This window comes from Salegentibacter sp. T436, from assembly GCF_001932675.1.
GTDB classification, from domain to species: Bacteria; Bacteroidota; Bacteroidia; order Flavobacteriales; family Flavobacteriaceae; genus Salegentibacter; species Salegentibacter agarivorans.
In genome coordinates this window covers 1,870,201-1,888,172 of record NZ_CP012872.1, presented here as the reverse complement: position 1 = coordinate 1,888,172, position 17,972 = coordinate 1,870,201, and the positions used below count along the sequence as shown (strand labels likewise).

Here is a 17,972-nt window from a genome sequence, read left to right as displayed (position 1 = left end):
AAATTGTATGAGAAATTCAATCCTCAGCTTATTCCTAATTTTCTTCGGAAATTTTATTGTCTCCGCACAAGAAAAGACATTTACCGAAGAAGAAATTACGGTAGATAAATTTACCGATGGAACCCTTACATCTCCTTCGGAATTTGAAAATCCATCACTGGTAATTTTCATTCAGGGTTCGGGGCCTACAAATCGTGATGGGAATTCTCCCGAAGGGATGAATAATAAAAGTGATTTTGCTAAAAAAATAGCACACGAATTAGCAGCTGAAGGAATTGCAAGTTTTAGATTTGATAAACGTATTATGAAAGCGAAGGAGTTAAATTTAGATTCACTTTCGTTTGAAGATCTTATACTGGATGTTGAAAATATTTTAATTCATTTTAAAAAAGACAGAAATTTCAGCAATATAATTATTGCCGGGCATAGCCAGGGCTCTTTAATAGGCATTTTGGCTTCAAAAAATAATGCCGATGCCCTTATTTCTATTGCCGGTGCGGGAGAAAGTATAGACAATATTCTGGCTGCACAACTTTCGGCTCAATTACCTCAGCTTAAAGATGATATTGAGCAAGCCCTCAAGGAGATAAAAGAAAATGGAAGTAGTTCAAATTACCCATCAATATTAGGTTCATTATTTAGTCCTCAAAACCAGGCTTTTTTAGCCTCCTGGATAAAATATGATCCTGCTGAAGAAATTGCAAAACTGCAAATTCCGGTTTTGATTATAAACGGAACAAATGACGCCCAGGTAAAGGAAGGACAGGCTGAATTACTGCATACAGCAGCCGAAAATTCAGAATTAGTTCTATTGGAAAATATGAACCACGTTTTTAGAAAAGTGAATTCTAAAGATTTGACTAAAAACTATCAAACTTACAATAATCCTGAATTACCATTGCATCCCGAAATAATTCCGGTTTTAACCGATTTTATTAAGAATCTGGAAAATAAATAAAATGAGTAATAAAAAAGCATTCGCCCTACGAGTTGATGAGAAGATGCTGAAAGCCATTGAAAAATGGGCTGCTGATGAATTCAGGAGTACCAATGGGCAGATTGAGTGGATGCTAAATAAAGCCCTAAAAGAAGCAAAACGTCACCCAAAAAATAAAAAAGAAGAAGAATAATGCAATATAAGATCGTTTTTTCAGACATAGATGGAACTCTACTAAACCACGACCGGGAATTATCTCCCAACACAATTTCAACAATAAAAAATTTAAAAGACAGTTTACCATTCGTACTTATTTCAGCCCGAATGCCAGCAGCAATGAGACATTTGCAAGCCGATCTTGAAATAAAAGAACAACCTATTATTTGTTATAACGGCGGATTAATACTGGTAGATGGGAAAGCTATAAGTTCTACTGAAATTTCTTTAAATACGCTGGAAAATCTTTCTGATTTCAATAAAAGTATGAACTGCCATTTAAGTTTATATAATAGTGACGAATGGTACGTTCCGCAATACGACCAGTGGGCTGCTAGGGAAGAAAATAACACCAAAGTAAAACCCGAACTTAGATCTAATCGCGAAGTAATTTCAGAATGGAAAAAAGATAACAAAGGAGCTCATAAAATTATGGCAATGGGAGACGAAGCCCATATTGATAAAATTAAAGATTATTTATCAGAGAATTTTCCTGGAGAACTTCATTTATACCGTTCTAAACCCACATACCTTGAAATTGCCAATAAAAAGATTTCAAAACTTACGGCTATTAAATTTTTATTGAAAAATCATTTCAATCTAACGCCAGAGCAAAGTATTGCTTTTGGAGATAATTATAATGATGTAGAAATGATTAAAGGCGTAGGAATGGGCGTTGCCGTGGGTAATGCTAGAAAAGAAGTTTTGGAAGTTGCTAATATTGTTACCCAAAGCGGAAAGGAAGATGGCGTAGCCAATAGCCTAAAAGAGTTGTTTCAAATCTAACAGAAGGATTCCCGTAATTCTTTAAGAAGAGTTTAAGAAAAATTGTATTTTGGCGCCGCTTATAAAAATTTCCTATGGAAGATACTCCCGTTTTTACCAATGATGCTATAGTCTTTGGACTTTTAATGCTCGCTTTGGGTTTTGTGTTTTATACCTCTTCGAAAGAAGCTGGTTTCTGGAAAAAATTCTATGGCATTGTACCGGCTCTTTTAATGTGCTATTTAATTCCCGCAATCTTTAATTCCCTGGGACTTATAGACGATGGTACTTCTCAACTTTACTATGTAGCCAGTAGATTTCTATTACCGGCTGCCCTTGTTTTAATGACTTTAAGCATAGACCTGAAAGCAATTTTTAACCTGGGTCCAAAAGCCTTAATTATGTTTTTTGCGGGTACGGTAGGAATTATTGTAGGTGGGCCGCTAGCTATTCTAATTGTTTCCGCTATTTCTCCAGAAACCGTGGGTGGTGTTGGTCCCGATGCTATTTGGCGAGGTCTCTCTACCATTGCCGGTAGTTGGATTGGTGGTGGCGCAAACCAGGCTGCTATGCTGGAAATTTACGAATACAACCCCGATCTTTACGGCGGAATGGTCTTAGTAGATATTGTAGTAGCCAACCTTCTTATGGCAGGACTGTTAATGGGAATTGGTAAAACCGAAAAAATTGATAAATGGCTAAAAGCCGATAATTCAGCAATTACAGAACTTAAAAACAAAGTTTCTAATTATGCTGAAAGTGTAACCAGAAATCCCAACCTACCCGATTATATGATTATGCTTGCCCTGGCCTTTGTAACGGTGGGAATTGCACATTGGGGAGCCGATGAAATTTCGGTATATCTATCTTCAAATTTTGAAATTTTTAATGATAGTAAAAGTGCGCTTTCATCCTTTTCCTCTTCCTTCTTTTGGATGATCACCATCGCTACCGCAATTGGAATAGGGCTTTCGTTTACACGATTCAAAACCTACGAAGGTGCGGGAGCAAGTAAGTTAGGCAGTATTTTTATTTATATTTTGGTAGCTACCATAGGTATGAAAATGGACCTTGGGATGGTATTCGATAATCCAGGACTAATTGGTATTGGACTTATTTGGATGTCTATTCACGTTATTTTTCTCTTTGGTACCGCAAAACTCATTAAAGCACCTTACTTTTTCCTCGCTGTAGGAAGTCAGGCTAACGTTGGTGGTGCAGCCTCGGCCCCTGTTGTAGCTGCGGCATTTCACCCTTCCCTGGCAACCGTTGGAGTTTTATTAGCCGTATTTGGATACGTAGTTGGAACCTATGGAGCAATTCTTACTACTATTTTAATGCAAATCGCCGCCGGGAGTTAGTTTAAAATAGAAAATTATAAGATATTTGCCGCCTAAATCAGAAACCTGAAACCAGCAAGTTGCCGGAGAGTAAATATGGGAGTTCACAGTATGAATTATTAGCTTGTGATAAATTCCCAATACCAGAGAAAATTATAAAACACATGAAAAAATTAAGCATTCTTTTATTGGCTATTATCGCCCTTACTTCCTGTAATAATAAAGAAAGCAACTTAATAGTAAATGCCAATATTGACGGCCTAAAAAAAGGAACCGTTTATCTTCAAAAGATAGAGGATACTCTTATGATTGATGTAGACTCAGTAGCAATTGACGGCAATGCTAATATAACCCTGGAAACCTATATAGGGAGCCCTCAAATGATGTATCTCTATCTTAAAAAAGTAAGCAACTCTCAATATGACGACCGTATAGATTTTTTTGCTGAAGAAGGTGAAGTAACCATCAACACTACTTTAGAGAATTTTGTGACCGATGCTGAAATTATCGGCGCTAAAAATCAGGAAAAATTAGAAGAATATCGCACAATGATGCAACGCTTCAACGATAAAAACCTGGAACTTATTCAGCAAAACTTTGAAGCCCAACGCGATGAAAACGAAGAACAGCTGATTGACGTGAATAAACAGTATGAAAGTTTACTTAAACGTAAATATCTTTACACCGTTAATTTTGCGATTAACAATAAAGACCTGGAAATAGCTCCTTATCTCGCTCTTTCTGAAGTTTTTGATGCTAACATTAAGTATTTAGATACCATCTATAAATCTTTAGAGCCAAAGGTGAAAAAATCTATGTACGGGAAAGAATTGAAAGATTTCCTTGAAGAAAGACGGGAGGAAGAAGAAGCAAGCGAAAGCGTTGAACCCGTAGAAACTGAAGAAAACGATATTAGTTAATTCAGCGTCTTAACTTAATAATCTTAAAGCCCGAAATATTAATTTCGGGCTTTTTTATTACCTCATTAATAATACTGCAGCCAATTCATTTATATTTCCGCAATAAAAACTTATACTTGTTGTCCTATTCAATTTAATAACAATATAACCTTGCAAAATTCTTTAAAATGAGTGCTCCAAACAAAAACCGATGGCTTATTGCCGCTTCGGCAGTTTTTATTCATATTTCAATAGGTGCTGCTTACGCCTACAGTGTTTATACCCAACCCCTTGTAGAAACCAAGGGCTGGTCTATGGCATCGGTTACCACCGCCTTTACCATAATGATGGTTCTTGGTGGAGGATCTGCTGCATTATTCGGAAAATTTGTAGAGCGAAGCGGCCCAAAGAAATCGGCTATGCTGGCCGCAGTTTTATTTGGTTTAGGCCAGGCGGGATCGGGATTCGCAATTTCAATGGATTCATTAACAGGATTCCTGCTTTCCTATGGTTTATTAAGCGGGCTGGGCCTTGGAATTGGTTATATAGCGCCCGTTTCAACCTTAGTAAAATGGTTTCCAGACAAAAGAGGTTTAGCCACAGGAATGGCTGTTCTGGGATTTGGTACCGGAGCTCTGGTTACTGCTCCTGTTGCAGCGAGTTTAATAGAATCTATAGGAATTAGTACTACTTTTTACATTTTAGGAGCCTCTTATTTCATTTTAATGATGCTTGGCGCTTCTTATATCGCACCACCGCCCAAAAACTGGATGCCTACGGGAATGGAAGCAGCGGTAAAAGCCGGGACCAAAAAAATAAAAAGAGATCTGTCGCAAGCTACATCTGGTGATGCCGTTAGAACCAAGCATTTCTGGATGCTTTGGACGATGATGCTTATAAACACCAGCGCAGGAATTATGATGATTTCTGTAGCTTCGCCAATGGCTCAAAATATCGTTGGCCTCTCAGCCGGTGCAGCAGCTACTATGGTAGGAATTATGGGGATTTTTAATGGCGGAGGAAGATTAGGTTGGGCTGCCGCTTCAGATTATATTTCGCGCCCTAAAGTGTTTATTATTTTCTTTATAATTCAGCTCGTGGCTTTTATCACCCTGCCAATTATTACAAGTGCTCTTATTTTTCAAATATTTATTTTTCTTGTAGTAAGTTGTTATGGTGGCGGATTTTCTAATCTCCCGGCCTTTATTGGCGATCTTTTTGGCACGAAAGAACTTGGAGCAATTCACGGTTATTTATTAACTACCTGGTCTTTGGGCGGACTTATTGGTCCAACCCTGGTCTCACAAATCTATACCCGTACAGGAAGTTACATTCCCGTTTTCTATGTTTTTACTGCTTTAATCATCGTGGCATTAATTATTAGTTTAGTGCTAGACAGAAGTGTAAAAAAAGTTAGAACCGAGCATCAAGAACTCGAGTATAAAACCTCAACATCTGAGTGAAATATTACCATAGACTAATTAAATCTCACGAGCTTTAATATTTTATTGGGTAAGATTGGTTTGGTATTTTTCTAAGTTTGAGAAAAACTGGGCTATGAATCAAAAAGTACTAAAAGAGAATAACTACGATCTTATTTGTGTAGGTGGCGGTATTATGAGCGCTACACTCGCTTTAATGTTGAAGTTAATAGATCCTAAAATCAAAATAATTATTTTTGAAAAGCTGGGCGAAGTATCTAAAGAAAGTTCTGGCGCGTGGAATAATGCCGGCACCGGGCATTCGGCACTTTGTGAACTTAATTATACCCCAGAAAATGCTGATGGTAGCATAGATATTAGTAAAGCAATCGAAATTTTTAGTCAGTTTGAAACCAGCAAACAATTTTGGGCTTACCTGGTAGACCAAAAGCTTATAAAAGATCCTGAAAACTTTATTCATTCAGTTCCACATCATAGCTGGGTGCAGGGAGATGATAATATCAATTTTCTTAAAAAACGATTTGAAATTCTTTCCCAAACACCCATGTTTGAGAAAATGAAATTTTCTGAAGATTCAGAGAAATTAAAAGAATGGATTCCCTTAATTACGAAAGGCCGTGAGAATGAGAAAATGGCTGCAACGCGAATGGAAATTGGCACTGAAGTTAATTTTGAAACACTCTCACAACAATATTTTAAAGTTCTGGAAGAACAATTTGATGTACCGGTTTTAAGAAATACCGATGTTTTAGATGTAGATCCCGATGAAACCCTGGAATGGACGGTAGAAGCTCAAAATCTAGATTCAGGTAAAGTTACATATTATGATGCCGAACATGTTTTTATAGGGGCCGGCGGCGGCGCATTGCCACTACTACAAAAAGTAGAAATAGAGGAAAAAGACGGGTATGGTGGATTCCCTGTAGATGGCCAGTGGCTGGTTTGCAAAAACCGGGAAGTTATAGACCAACATTGGGCTAAGGTTTACAGTAAAGCAGGACCAGATGCTCCCCCAATGTCTACTCCTCACCTTGATACGAGATATATTAATGGAAAGAAGGAATTACTTTTTGGGCCCTTTGCCGGTTTCACAACTAAATTCTTAAAAGAAGGTTCTAAATTAGATCTTCCAAAAAGTATAAATAAAGAAAATATTCCTTCTATGTGGGGAGTTTTTTGGCATAATTTACCGCTTACAAAATACCTGATGAAACAAGTCACTATGGATCATTCAGACCGAATGGAAGATCTTAGGGTTTTTATAAAAGACGCCAGGCCGGAAGACTGGGAATTAAAAGTAGCAGGAAAACGGGTTCAAATTATTAAAAAAGATGAAGAACAGGGTGGAATTCTGGAATTTGGAACCGATGTAGTTCACAGCAAAGATGGTTCTATTACCGCTTTACTGGGCGCCTCGCCGGGAGCTTCAGTAGCGGTTTCTATAATGCTGAATGTAATTAATATTGCTTTTCCTGAGAAAATAAAATCTGAAAAATGGCAGGAAAAACTTTCAAAAATGATTCCTTTCTGGAATAAAGAAATTGAAGAAAATATAACTGAATTTAAAAAAGTACAGGCAAATTCTTCTAAAAAACTGGAGTTGGAGGTTTTACATTAATAGACAGAAATCCACTTTCACTATAAAAGAGGTTTTAAAAACCTGGTTGCGTCAAGCTGAACTTGTTTCAGCTTCTAACATGTTTTAATTAGTTACAACCTAGATCCCCGATATAAAATCGGAGCAGGCTCTGAAATAAATTCAGGATGACGTTTAAAGGATTCCATAAAAAAGAGGCCGTCTAAAAAGTATTTAGATGGCCCTTTTTCTTTATAAATGTTTTGTAAGAGGAAGCGATTCTTCTTTTTGTAAATCTTCTTTCTGATAAAAAAAGGCAAAGCAGCGCCCCCTTGCTATGCGATACTGAATTTTCTTAAGTTGTGCGCCATAGCTATTAATCCTATCTCAGTAGTTACTTTATCCATTCCCCGCAACATAAACCGCTTAAAGCCCATATTTTGCTTGATATTTCCAAAGACGGCTTCAACATCCCAGCATCTTCTTTTGCGATGTGCTATTCCCTCTTCACTTAGCAGTAGGTTCCTGGCCTTTTCCTTGAGGCGAATCAGGTTGTGATTACGTTCGAGAGTCCTGTTCCCTTTGGCTTTATGACAGCTGCCTCGCAAAGGGCATCCCTTGCAGTTGGCGGCCTGATACCGATGGATTTGCTGCTTAAAACCGGTAGTGGTTTCACTCTCATAACTTCTTACCTTCTTCATCGCCTGGCCCATCGGACAATAATACGTATCGGTTTCTTTATTATAAAACAGATTGTCCGGATGAAATGGGTTTTCTCTGTGCTTTTTATCGCGTTGCTCTTTATGGAAGTAATTGTATTTCACATAGGCAGTAATTTCTTTTTCTTCTAAATCGGTATAATTCTCTTCACTGCCATAGCCGGCATCTGCGGTAAGGCTCTCAGGTGTTTGATCGTAGGAATCTATATGATCTTGCAGGTGGTCTTTTAAGGTAGTGGTATCGGCGGTGGTTTGAGCTAAAGTATAATTGGTAATGAATTGGTTGTTGGTGGAAGCCTGAAGGTTATACCCAGGTTTTAACTGCCCGTTCTGCATATAATCATCTTTCATCCGCATAAAAGTGGCATCGGGGTCGGTCTTGCTATAGCTGTTGCGTTTTCCCAGGATAGCTTCCTGCTCCTGGTATTTCTTCAGGTTCCCAGGCCAGTTCTTCCTGGCATAGTTGAGCTTTTGTTTTACTTTTTTATCGACCTCCTTATCTTTTAATGCGTCATTAATGGCATCAATGGTTTTGGCTACTTCATCCGGATCGATAGCCTCAAAATCAGGCTCATTAGGAAGCAATTGTTCCTGGTCATAAACCTTTTCCACATAAGACCATAGTTCCCGAAGCTGTTTCTTAATACGCTCTTTACTGTTCTTGATAGATTTACCCCATACAAAAGTAAAGCGATTGGCATTGGCCTCTATCTTAGTGCCATCCACAAAGAGTTCCTTTAAAGATAATACACCCTGGTCAGCCAGTAAAAGAACCACCTGGTTGAAAATATTTTTAAACTTCCCTTTTAAGCGTTTTCCTCTAAAATCATTGATGGTATTATGATCAGGTTTACTTTGACCACTGAGCCACATAAAATGAATGTTCTCCAGAAGAGCCTGTTCTATCTTACGAGAGGAATACATATTGCGCAGGTACGCATAGATGATCACCTTAAGAAGCATCCGAGGATGGTAACTGGAAGTACCACCTCCTTTGTAACTTCGCTCCAGGTCAGCGATGTCGATTTGATCAATAATCGTATTGACGATTCTAACGGGATGATTTACAGGAACCAAATCATCATAACTGGGAGGTAAAAGACTTAACTGCGACTGGTTATAGGTCTTAAATACAACTTTGGCTTTCATTACATGAAAATAATAAAAACCTCAAAATAATCCAACAAGAAAGGCTGCCTTTTCAGACAGCCTCTTTTAGAGCCGATGGAGGGACTCGAACCCACGACCTGCTGATTACAAATCAGCTGCTCTAGCCAGCTGAGCTACATCGGCAACTTAAATTTCTATAAAGCGTTTATTTTCGCGATTAAAGCTTCAGCTTTTGCTTCCAGCTCTTTTGATATCGCTTTAAAATGTTGCTTTTTATTCTCTACATCTTTTTGGTTGATTTTAGTGATCAACTCATCAAAATCTGCAATGGCTTCGTCTACAATCGCTTCAGTTTTAGATGCGTCATCAGGGTTAGCCATTTGATGTATGTATGCTGCATCAATAATGTCTCCCATTACGTAATTCACATCTCTTTTTAATAATCTCTTACTTGCCATATCACTTAAATTTCGGCTGCGAATTTAGGCTATTTTTCAATACAAATTACAGCAAGACTAAAATTATTTTTCCTGAATTTTCTTTAATGAATTAAGTGCCTCGGGAATATGCTGTGAAGCTCCCATACTATTAAATCTATGGATCAATCTTTTATTCTTATCAAAAACAAAAGTTTCCCTACCCGGAAGCAAGCCCAATAAACCTGCTTTTACCCCAAACGCCTGTCTCGCACGCTTTTCTTTATCGGAAAGTAACACAAACGGAAGTTGATGTTTTGTCGCAAATTTTTTATGAGAGTTTTCATTATCTGTACTTATCCCAATTACTTCTGCTCCCAAATCCTGAAATTCTTCATAATGATCTCTAAAACTACAGGCTTCTTTGGTACAACCGGGAGTAAAATCTTTTGGATAGAAAAAGATTACCAAAGCTTTATCTTCTACCCTGGAAAAATGGTAGTTTTCCCCGTCCTGATCTTTTAAAGTTAACCTAGGTAATTTATCTCCAATTTTAAGTGCCATCTATTCTCCTTTATAGGTTACGTAATTTCTTGGAGTTTCGTATAAAGTGATCTCCAAATCGAGCTCAGATTTTAATTTCTCCCTTATTTTATTCCAAATTACTACCGCAATATTTTCAGCCGTAGGATTTAGATCGTTAAAAGGTGGCACCTCTTCGTTTAAGTTCTTATGGTCAAAAGGTACTTCAACTTCTTCATAAATAAGATCTTTAAGCCGTTTTAGATCCATTACAAAACCGGTTTCCGGGTCTATTTCACCGGTCACCTTTACAATTAGATCATAATTGTGCCCGTGATAATGCGGGTTACTGCATTTCCCAAAAACCTGAAAGTTCTTTTCATCACTCCAATCTTTGCGATATAACCTATGCGCCGCATTAAAATGAGCTTTTCTATGTACGCTTAATCTCATTTTTGAATACTTGAATAATATTTGTCAAAAATAATCTTGAACCATTCGGTATAAACACCTGGATTTACTTCCATATCAGATTTTATAGCATCCAGGCTCATCCATTTCCAACTGGCCACTTCATCGGGGTTAGGGTTGGGATCATCTTCATAATTCCCAATTAAAATATAATCGAATTCGTGCTCTGTAAGTCCGTTATCAAAAGGCGCTTTATAGATAAAAGACATAATTTCCTTTAAATCTGTGCTAAAGCCCATTTCTTCCTGAAGCCTTCTTTTTCCCGCAGCAACATTGCTCTCCCCTTCCCTCTGGTGGCTACAACAAGTGTTAGTCCATAATCCTGGAGAATGATATTTAGCATGTGCGCGCTGTTGGATCATTAACTCGCCCTTTTCATTAAAAACAAAGACTGAAAATGCCCGATGAAGTAAAGCTTTTTCGTGAGCTTCTATCTTCTCCATCACACCAATTTGCTCGTCGTTTTCGTTTACTAATATTACTTTATCTGTTCCCATTTTTTTCTTTGAGTGCCAAATGTACGAAATGAAGCGGGGGTTTTACAAGTCTACATTTCCTAAAATTATGTTGATTTATTTACAAGTAAAATCCTTTAAAATTCATTTTTTGCGTAAATATCACAATCTATAGCCAGAATAAATTCTGATCTCCTGTTTTCTTCGTGCCCGGTTTCAGGACAATTACTGTTATTTCCACAATTATTTAAAAGCTCTGTTTCGCCATATCCTCTCCCCGTAATTCGGTCTTTAGAAATTCCTTTTTCTGTTAAATACTTAAATGTTGCTTCAACCCTTCTTTCAGAAAGTTGCATATTATAGCTATCATTTGCCCGGCTATCTGTATGCGACCTAATATCAAGCAATAATTCTGGGTGCGTTTTCATAAATGTTGCAATACTATCCAGGGCCTGGGTATCACTTTTCCTAATTTCGGCTTTATCTAAATCAAAATGAATAGGTTTTAGGCGCAATATTCCCGCAAGATCATCGCCTACCTTAGCATCCAGCACCGGCCTACCTTCCAAATTACCAAATTCCAGCACATTCTTTCTTCGTTTAATGTCTGTAGCATAAAAACTCCAGTTAAAAAAAGCTCGTAATGCTGCTATATTTGAAGGTTCTTTGTCGTAAATACTATGCCCTGCCTGGTACATCACCAATCCATTTTCAGGGTTTCCAAAAGCAGGACCATAAGCTGCAACTACCGCGGTATCTTCAGCGATCTCAGGAATATCTGGCGCATCTTCATCTATTACAATTTTCTTTGTTTCTTTTCGCCATCTGTTAATTTTCTTCGGAAGAAAAATTCTTTCAGAACCATTAAGATGTGCAGCATCTGGGCTGCCAATGTATTGCGCAACAGGATCGGCCGGCAATAAATTTTGATAAGGTGGCGTACCGTGTCTATGTTTTTTATAGGGAATTAAACCTGCACTTTGAGCTCCCGGAAACCCAGAACTCAAAAAATTTAACTGAACAAATTCTGTGCTATCACTCTCTTTCAGCTTAATATTTCCGGTAAGATTTTCTAATATACTTACCGCGTGACAACCGGCCCAAATTGCACCTTTATATTTACTATTCCAATTATAAAGATTTTTATGTGTTGAAAAAGCAGGATCGGCATGGGGCATTACAAAAATATCGTCGCAAACTCCAAGATCTTCCGGAGACTTCCAGTTTTTACTGCTATTCCCACCATAAGCTTCTTCAGGAATTGCCGCCGCTTTAAAAAACGGCACAGCTATATAACCATTTTCTCTATCCAGGGTCCACCTTGGAGCAACCGATAGGCTGGTGAAAACTGGCACGCGAATAGCTTCTTCTAAATAAATTCCCACAATTCCTTTCTCTTCCCAGGCTGCAATTAAGTTTTTAATATCTTCTGTGATATAAGAAACCGGAATAATAAAAACACTCCCCTTAAAATCAGTATCCTTATAAGTAAAATCTACCCCGTCTTTTTCTTTCTGGGGGTTAATGATCCATTTTACTTCAATTTTTTTATTTTTAAGTAAATTATAGAGCAATCCATAAGCCTGCAAAGAATTCTCTGCGGTTTGGGGTTTTGAGCCCATATTTATCACATAGGCACCGGGAGCTATTACCTGTTCAGTTCCCTGCCCAAAGCAATGGTAGCCCGAAAATAGCAAACTCAAAAAAACTATTGATCTTATAAAATACTGCCCCATAATTGTAAAATTACTGAATGTTTTTAAAGCCGTAAGTTTTTAATAGATTTTTACTGAAATGCTGAAGGCTCTTCCCCCAAAGGAGTAGATAATTTATCCTTAAATTTCTTCAAAATAATAGTACTTTTGCTGCTCTAAATTTTATAGATGAAAAGTTTTCAAAAAGAACTAAAACGAAGAAGAACTTTTGGGATTATTTCTCACCCCGATGCCGGTAAAACCACGCTTACTGAGAAATTACTGCTTTTTGGTGGTGCTATCCAGGAAGCCGGGGCGGTAAAATCTAACAAGATCAAAAAAGGCGCTACAAGTGACTTTATGGAGATTGAACGCCAAAGGGGAATTTCGGTAGCGACTTCGGTTTTAGCTTTTGAATATAAAGATATTAAAATCAATATCCTGGATACTCCGGGCCACAAGGATTTTGCTGAAGATACTTTTAGAACCTTAACGGCTGTAGATAGCGTTATTGTGGTAATAGATGTTGCAAAAGGTGTAGAGGAACAAACTGAAAAACTGGTAGAGGTTTGTAGGATGCGAAACATCCCGATGATTGTTTTTATCAATAAAATGGACCGGGAAGGGAAAGATGCCTTTGAATTATTGGATGAGATTGAACAAAAATTAAATCTTACTGTAACTCCTTTAAGCTACCCAATTGGAATGGGTTACGACTTTAAAGGAATCTATAATATTTGGGAGAAAAATGTAAACTTGTTTACCGGTGATCCTAAAAAAGATATTGAAGATACTATTGAAATCTCTGATTTATCATCTAAAGAATTAGACGAACTTATAGGAAACAAAGCAGCCGATAATTTAAGAGAAGAACTGGAACTTGCCCAGGGCGTTTACCCTGAATTCGATAAAGAAGCTTACCTGGAAGGCCGATTACAGCCCGTGTTTTTTGGTTCCGCTTTAAATAATTTTGGAGTTCGTGAATTGTTAGATTGCTTTATCAACATTGCTCCAACTCCAAGACCAAAAGAAAGTGAAGAACGCTTAGTAAAACCAGACGAAGATAAATTTACCGGTTTTGTGTTTAAGATTCACGCCAATATGGATCCTAAACACCGCGACAGGCTGGCTTTTGTAAAGATCGTTTCTGGAAAGTTTGAGCGAAATAAAGCTTATTTGCACGTGAGACACAATAAAAATCTTAAGTTTTCCAGCCCAAACGCCTTTTTTGCTGAAAAGAAAGAAATTGTAGATGTTTCTTATCCCGGTGATATTGTAGGCTTACACGATACCGGAAATTTCAAAATTGGTGATACACTTACCGAAGGTGAAAATTTAAATTACCGCGGAATTCCAAGTTTTTCTCCAGAACATTTTAGATATATCAACAACGCCGACCCAATGAAATCCAAACAGCTCGCTAAAGGAGTTGACCAGTTGATGGATGAAGGTGTAGCGCAGCTTTTTACTTTAGAACTCAACGGAAGAAAGATTATTGGAACAGTGGGAGCGCTTCAGTTTGAGGTTATTCAATACAGATTGGAACACGAGTATGGCGCCAAATGTACCTACGAAAATTTAAACGTTTACAAAGCAACCTGGGTTGAAGCCGAAGATGAAAAAAGCGAAGAATTTAAAGATTTTAAGCGTTTAAAAGCTAAATTTCTTGCGAAGGATAAAAAGGGACAATTGGTATTCTTAGCAGATTCCCAATTTTCATTACAAATGACGCAGGACAAGTATCGTTCAATTAAATTCCATTTTACTTCAGAATTTTAAGTTTCTGATTCTAAACCAGTAATGCTTAGATTGAAAGAAACCTATTAGTACGCTGTGTTTAATAGGACTTAATTTCATATATTTTCAGCATAATTAAGGTTTTATGAATCAATTAGATGAATTTGTCTCCCAATTTGCTTCGGCGGTTTGGGGACTTCCTTTGGTAATTTTATTAATTGGCGGCGGACTTTATCTGCTTATTTTATCTAATTTTCTTCCCTTTCGATATTTAGGACATTCCTTAGATCTTTTACGAGGGAAATATAATAACCCTAACGATCCCGGGGAAATCAATCATTTCCAATCACTTTCTACTGCCCTCTCCTCTACCGTAGGAATGGGAAATATTGCTGGCGTAGCCGTGGCTATCGCTTTAGGTGGCCCAGGAGCTATTTTTTGGCTTTGGGTTAGTGCAGTGGTGGGTATGGCCACAAAATTTTTTACCAACACCCTGGCGGTAATGTACAGAGGAAAAGATACCCAGGGAAATATTCAGGGTGGGGTGATGTATTTTATTGAAGAAGGTCTTGGAAAGAAATGGAAGTTTATGGCCATCTTTTTTAGTGTTGCTGGCCTTATTGGAGCATTACCGGTTTTTAATGTAAATCAGCTTACGCAGGCTATTAATTTTATTCTTTTAGAACCTAATAATATTCCCACCGGTTTTGGCACAAACCTTATTATCGGGATTATTTTGGTTATTTTAACTTCTGTAGTAATTCTTGGTGGATTACAGCGAATAAGCAAAACTGTTTCAAGATTGGTACCTGCAATGGTAGCCCTCTATTTTGTTTCGGTAATTATTATCTTGATCGTTAATTACGATGTTGTTCCTTATTACTTTTCAACGATTTTTACCGATGCTTTTGCTGCCGAAAATTATAAAGGCGAACCTATGCTTGGCGGCGTTCTTGGCGGCTTAATAATCCTGGGGGTAAGAAGAGGTGCTTTTTCTAATGAAGCAGGGATAGGAACCGCCACAATGGCTCACGGAGCGAGTAAAACCTCTGAACCTGTGCGAGAAGGATTGGTAGCAATGCTGGGGCCGGCAATTGATACGCTGGTGGTTTGTACACTTACTGCCCTATGTATCCTGGTAACGGGAATTTGGCAGACTACAGATGTAAATGGTGTAAGCCTTACCGCAGCCGCTTTTGAAGATTCTATTCCTTATGTGGGAGATTACCTGCTATTACTTTGTATAGCCGCTTTTAGTATTTCTTCTTTGTTCTCCTTCTCTTACTACGGAACAAAATGTCTTTCTTACCTGGCAGGGGCTGAAAACAAACATTATTATAACTATTTTTATATTATTAGTATCCTCTTAGGTGCAACTACTTCTTTAAGTATGATGATTAATTTAATTGATGGTTTTTTCGCTTTAATGGCAATACCAACGATGATCTCTACTTTAATCCTTGCGCCCCGAGTGATGAAAGCTGCGCGAATTTATTTTAAGAAATATAAAGATTAGGGTATACTCCGCTGAATTATTTTTTTTCATTTTCAACAACATGAAAAACTTCAAGTTTCTTATCAGTTAGTTTTTCTAGTAAGTCGCCTTTTCTTAAAGTTCCCCATATTTCTAGTTCGGGATCACTATGTGTGGTGATAATTAATTGAATTTTGTTCTTCTTATTATTGATTTCCAATTTTTCTACATTTTGATAATGGCTTCTATCCAAACCATCAGCAACTCTAAGTATTGCTGAAAGTTTCTTTACCCGCTTTCGAGTTTTTTTATTTAATTGTTTATAATGTTCGTGGCGCTTAGCTGGTGTTGATTTTCTATGATACCTGGCAACATTTGCCATAATATTTACTTCATCTTCTTTAAAACCCAGTAAATCTGAATACCGAATAAGATACAAAGCGTGTTTATGATGTTTTCTATAAGAAATATAATACCCTATATCGTGCATTAAACTGGCATACTCCAGCAATTCCCTGTCTGATTCTTTTAATTTTAATTCTTCTTTAAATTCATCAAAAAGCTGCAATGCAAAATTTGAAACGTGCCGGGAATGTTTTTCAGGCCAGTTACATTTTCTTAATAGTTCGTAAATACTTCTGCGTCTGGGATCTTTAAAACTGGCTACAAGATCAAGGTTGAGTTGCTCTTTTTGATTGTTGATGAAGTTTAAGATCATACCTTCCCGAAGTGCACCTTCAGAAATTTTAATATTTTCAATCTTAAATTTATCTATCAGAAAATTCAGCAAAACCATTCCGGGGTTTATAATATCCACCCTTTTTTCTTCCAGGCCTTTTTCTTTAAGACGATCTTTTTTATTCAGTTTAATAAAATCCTTATATAAATCTTTAAAGTCGGCTGCGCTAAATTCCAGTTCGTTAAGACTCCTTTTAGCAGTTATAGAATTTCTATTTGCTACCATTTCGCCAATATTCTCCATAGTTCCCGAAGATCCAATAATGGTCTTTACTTTATGTTTTTTGGCCAATTTCAACACTTCAGCAAGTTCTTTGGCAAAATGCTTTTGAAGCTTTTTAACGTCTTTTTCTTCTATAGGATCTGAATCTACAAACGCAGCGGCCATTCTTGCCACACCCAGTTTTAAACTATTATAATAGATAAATTCTTTTTGGTTACCAATAATAAATTCAACGCTACCACCGCCAATATCGGCCATAAGCACCATTTCATCTCCTAAAACAATGCTATGTCTAATGGCCAGCCCAATCATTTCGGCTTCCATTTTTCCGGAAATTGCTCTCACTCTTATCCCTACATTTTCTCCCACTTCTTTAATAAAATCACCTCCATTCTTTGCCTCCCGAATAGCACTGGTGGCAAAAGCGAGAATATTTTCAACATTATGGCTATCGCATAAAAATTTTATTCGTTTAAGCGCATCAAGACCGCGGTCCATAGCCTCCCGGCTTAATTTATCTTCCAGGCCTTTTTCTGCAAGAATAACCATCTCCTTTAGTTTATTTACCGTACGAAAACTACCATCGGGATAAATATCTACCAATACGGCGTGGAATGAATTGGTACCAAGATCTATTGCCGCTATGCGTTTTTTGGGTTTGGAACTGGAAGCTTTTTTGGCCATTTTACGATATTTTAAACTGAAGAATTATTCTAAGTTGTTATACTTCTAAATTAGGCAATATTTATTAAAATTATTTTCTCTGGTTTGGTGCAATAGAAAACCCACAGAATTTATAACTCTGTGGGTTCAAAAAAATATATTTTAGGCTGAATTAGGCCTGGCCGGTTGGACCAAAGTTTAATGGCATTGGTGCTTTTTCGTAATCCCTAATTTCGCCGTGCACTTTTTCAAAACGCTGAATATTATCGTTTAAAGCTTTTAATAATCGTTTTGCGTGCTGTGGCGTTAAAATAATTCTTGATTTTACTTTACTTTTAGGCCTACCAGGCATAATATTCACAAAATCCACCACAAATTCTGAAACCGAATGATTAATAATAGCCAGGTTGGAATACGTTCCTTCAGCTACAGCTTCATCAAGTTCTATGTTTATTTGACCTTTTTTAGGTTTCTTTTTTTCTTCACTCATAATATAATTGAATTTTATTTAAAAGATTCCGAAGCAATCTTCGGAACGCTCTATTTATCGCGTAATATAAAAGTACAAAAAATCC

The 17,972-nt window shown here is 37.3% G+C and carries 17 protein-coding genes and 1 tRNA gene; 9 read left to right on the top strand and 9 right to left on the bottom strand.

Features of this window, described 5'->3' with window-relative positions; translation table 11 throughout:
* The first annotated feature begins 7 nt into the window (after positions 1-7).
* The 7 genes from AO058_RS08350 (at position 8) to mqo (ending at position 7,217) form a co-directional block, all read left to right on the top strand.
* Positions 8-958, top strand: a complete 951-nt coding sequence (locus AO058_RS08350; protein WP_075326018.1) for an alpha/beta hydrolase family protein — start codon at positions 8-10, stop codon at positions 956-958.
* A 1-nt stretch (position 959) separates the two neighbouring features.
* Positions 960-1,130 carry an Arc family DNA binding domain-containing protein gene (locus AO058_RS08345; RefSeq protein ID WP_075326017.1) on the top strand — a complete coding sequence of 57 codons (171 nt, stop codon included), beginning with the start codon at positions 960-962 and terminating at the stop codon, positions 1,128-1,130.
* Complete coding sequence (locus AO058_RS08340) at positions 1,130-1,939, top strand: Cof-type HAD-IIB family hydrolase (protein ID WP_075326016.1); 810 nt, start codon at positions 1,130-1,132, stop codon at positions 1,937-1,939. Before AO058_RS08345 ends, AO058_RS08340 begins: the two co-directional genes overlap by 1 nt.
* Before the next feature lie 74 nt (positions 1,940-2,013).
* Positions 2,014-3,279, top strand: a complete 1,266-nt coding sequence (locus AO058_RS08335) for a DUF819 family protein (RefSeq protein ID WP_075326015.1) — start codon at positions 2,014-2,016, stop codon at positions 3,277-3,279.
* Positions 3,280-3,422: 143 nt separating this feature from the next.
* The gene (locus AO058_RS08330) at positions 3,423-4,178 is read left to right on the top strand and encodes a DUF4369 domain-containing protein (protein ID WP_075327927.1); all 756 of its coding nucleotides are present in this window, start codon (positions 3,423-3,425) and stop codon (positions 4,176-4,178) included.
* Positions 4,179-4,345: 167 nt separating this feature from the next.
* Complete coding sequence (locus AO058_RS08325; RefSeq protein ID WP_075326014.1) at positions 4,346-5,620, top strand: L-lactate MFS transporter; 1,275 nt, start codon at positions 4,346-4,348, stop codon at positions 5,618-5,620.
* Positions 5,621-5,714: 94 nt separating this feature from the next.
* Complete coding sequence (gene mqo, locus AO058_RS08320) at positions 5,715-7,217, top strand: malate dehydrogenase (quinone) (RefSeq protein ID WP_075326013.1); 1,503 nt, start codon at positions 5,715-5,717, stop codon at positions 7,215-7,217.
* A gap of 293 nt (positions 7,218-7,510) precedes the next feature.
* Here the strand turns inward: mqo and AO058_RS08315 are convergent, their stop codons facing one another.
* The 7 genes from AO058_RS08315 to AO058_RS08285 form a co-directional block, all read right to left on the bottom strand.
* Positions 7,511-9,043: an IS1182 family transposase gene (locus AO058_RS08315; RefSeq protein WP_075324881.1), complete on the bottom strand. Its 1,533-nt coding sequence runs from the start codon at positions 9,041-9,043 to the stop codon at positions 7,511-7,513.
* A gap of 70 nt (positions 9,044-9,113) precedes the next feature.
* A tRNA-Thr gene (locus tag AO058_RS08310) sits at positions 9,114-9,187 on the bottom strand.
* Between the two features lie 11 nt (positions 9,188-9,198).
* Complete coding sequence (locus tag AO058_RS08305) at positions 9,199-9,462, bottom strand: hypothetical protein (RefSeq protein WP_075326012.1); 264 nt, start codon at positions 9,460-9,462, stop codon at positions 9,199-9,201.
* A gap of 63 nt (positions 9,463-9,525) precedes the next feature.
* On the bottom strand, positions 9,526-9,984 hold the full coding sequence (locus tag AO058_RS08300) for a peroxiredoxin (protein WP_075326011.1): 459 nt from the start codon (positions 9,982-9,984) through the stop codon (positions 9,526-9,528).
* Entirely contained in the window at positions 9,985-10,395 is a 411-nt protein-coding gene (locus tag AO058_RS08295) for a 6-pyruvoyl trahydropterin synthase family protein (protein WP_075326010.1), read from the bottom strand.
* Positions 10,392-10,910: an isopentenyl-diphosphate Delta-isomerase gene (idi, locus tag AO058_RS08290; RefSeq protein ID WP_075326009.1), complete on the bottom strand. Its 519-nt coding sequence runs from the start codon at positions 10,908-10,910 to the stop codon at positions 10,392-10,394. The genes AO058_RS08295 and idi overlap by 4 nt, the downstream gene beginning before the upstream one ends.
* Positions 10,911-11,005: 95 nt before the next feature.
* Entirely contained in the window at positions 11,006-12,604 is a 1,599-nt protein-coding gene (locus AO058_RS08285; RefSeq protein ID WP_075326008.1) for an OmpA family protein, read from the bottom strand.
* 147 nt (positions 12,605-12,751) lie between these two features.
* On the opposite strand from AO058_RS08285, the gene AO058_RS08280 reads away from it, so the two are divergent.
* Both AO058_RS08280 and AO058_RS08275 read left to right on the top strand, forming a co-directional pair.
* On the top strand, positions 12,752-14,341 hold the full coding sequence (locus AO058_RS08280; RefSeq protein ID WP_075326007.1) for a peptide chain release factor 3: 1,590 nt from the start codon (positions 12,752-12,754) through the stop codon (positions 14,339-14,341).
* A gap of 103 nt (positions 14,342-14,444) precedes the next feature.
* On the top strand, positions 14,445-15,815 hold the full coding sequence (locus tag AO058_RS08275) for an alanine/glycine:cation symporter family protein (RefSeq protein ID WP_075326006.1): 1,371 nt from the start codon (positions 14,445-14,447) through the stop codon (positions 15,813-15,815).
* Positions 15,816-15,831: 16 nt separating this feature from the next.
* Here the strand turns inward: AO058_RS08275 and AO058_RS08270 are convergent, their stop codons facing one another.
* Positions 15,832-17,418: a Ppx/GppA phosphatase family protein gene (locus AO058_RS08270; protein ID WP_075326005.1), complete on the bottom strand. Its 1,587-nt coding sequence runs from the start codon at positions 17,416-17,418 to the stop codon at positions 15,832-15,834.
* Positions 17,419-17,569: 151 nt separating this feature from the next.
* On the bottom strand, positions 17,570-17,887 hold the full coding sequence (locus AO058_RS08265) for a DUF3467 domain-containing protein (protein WP_075326004.1): 318 nt from the start codon (positions 17,885-17,887) through the stop codon (positions 17,570-17,572).
* Between the last annotated feature and the right edge of the window lie 85 nt (positions 17,888-17,972).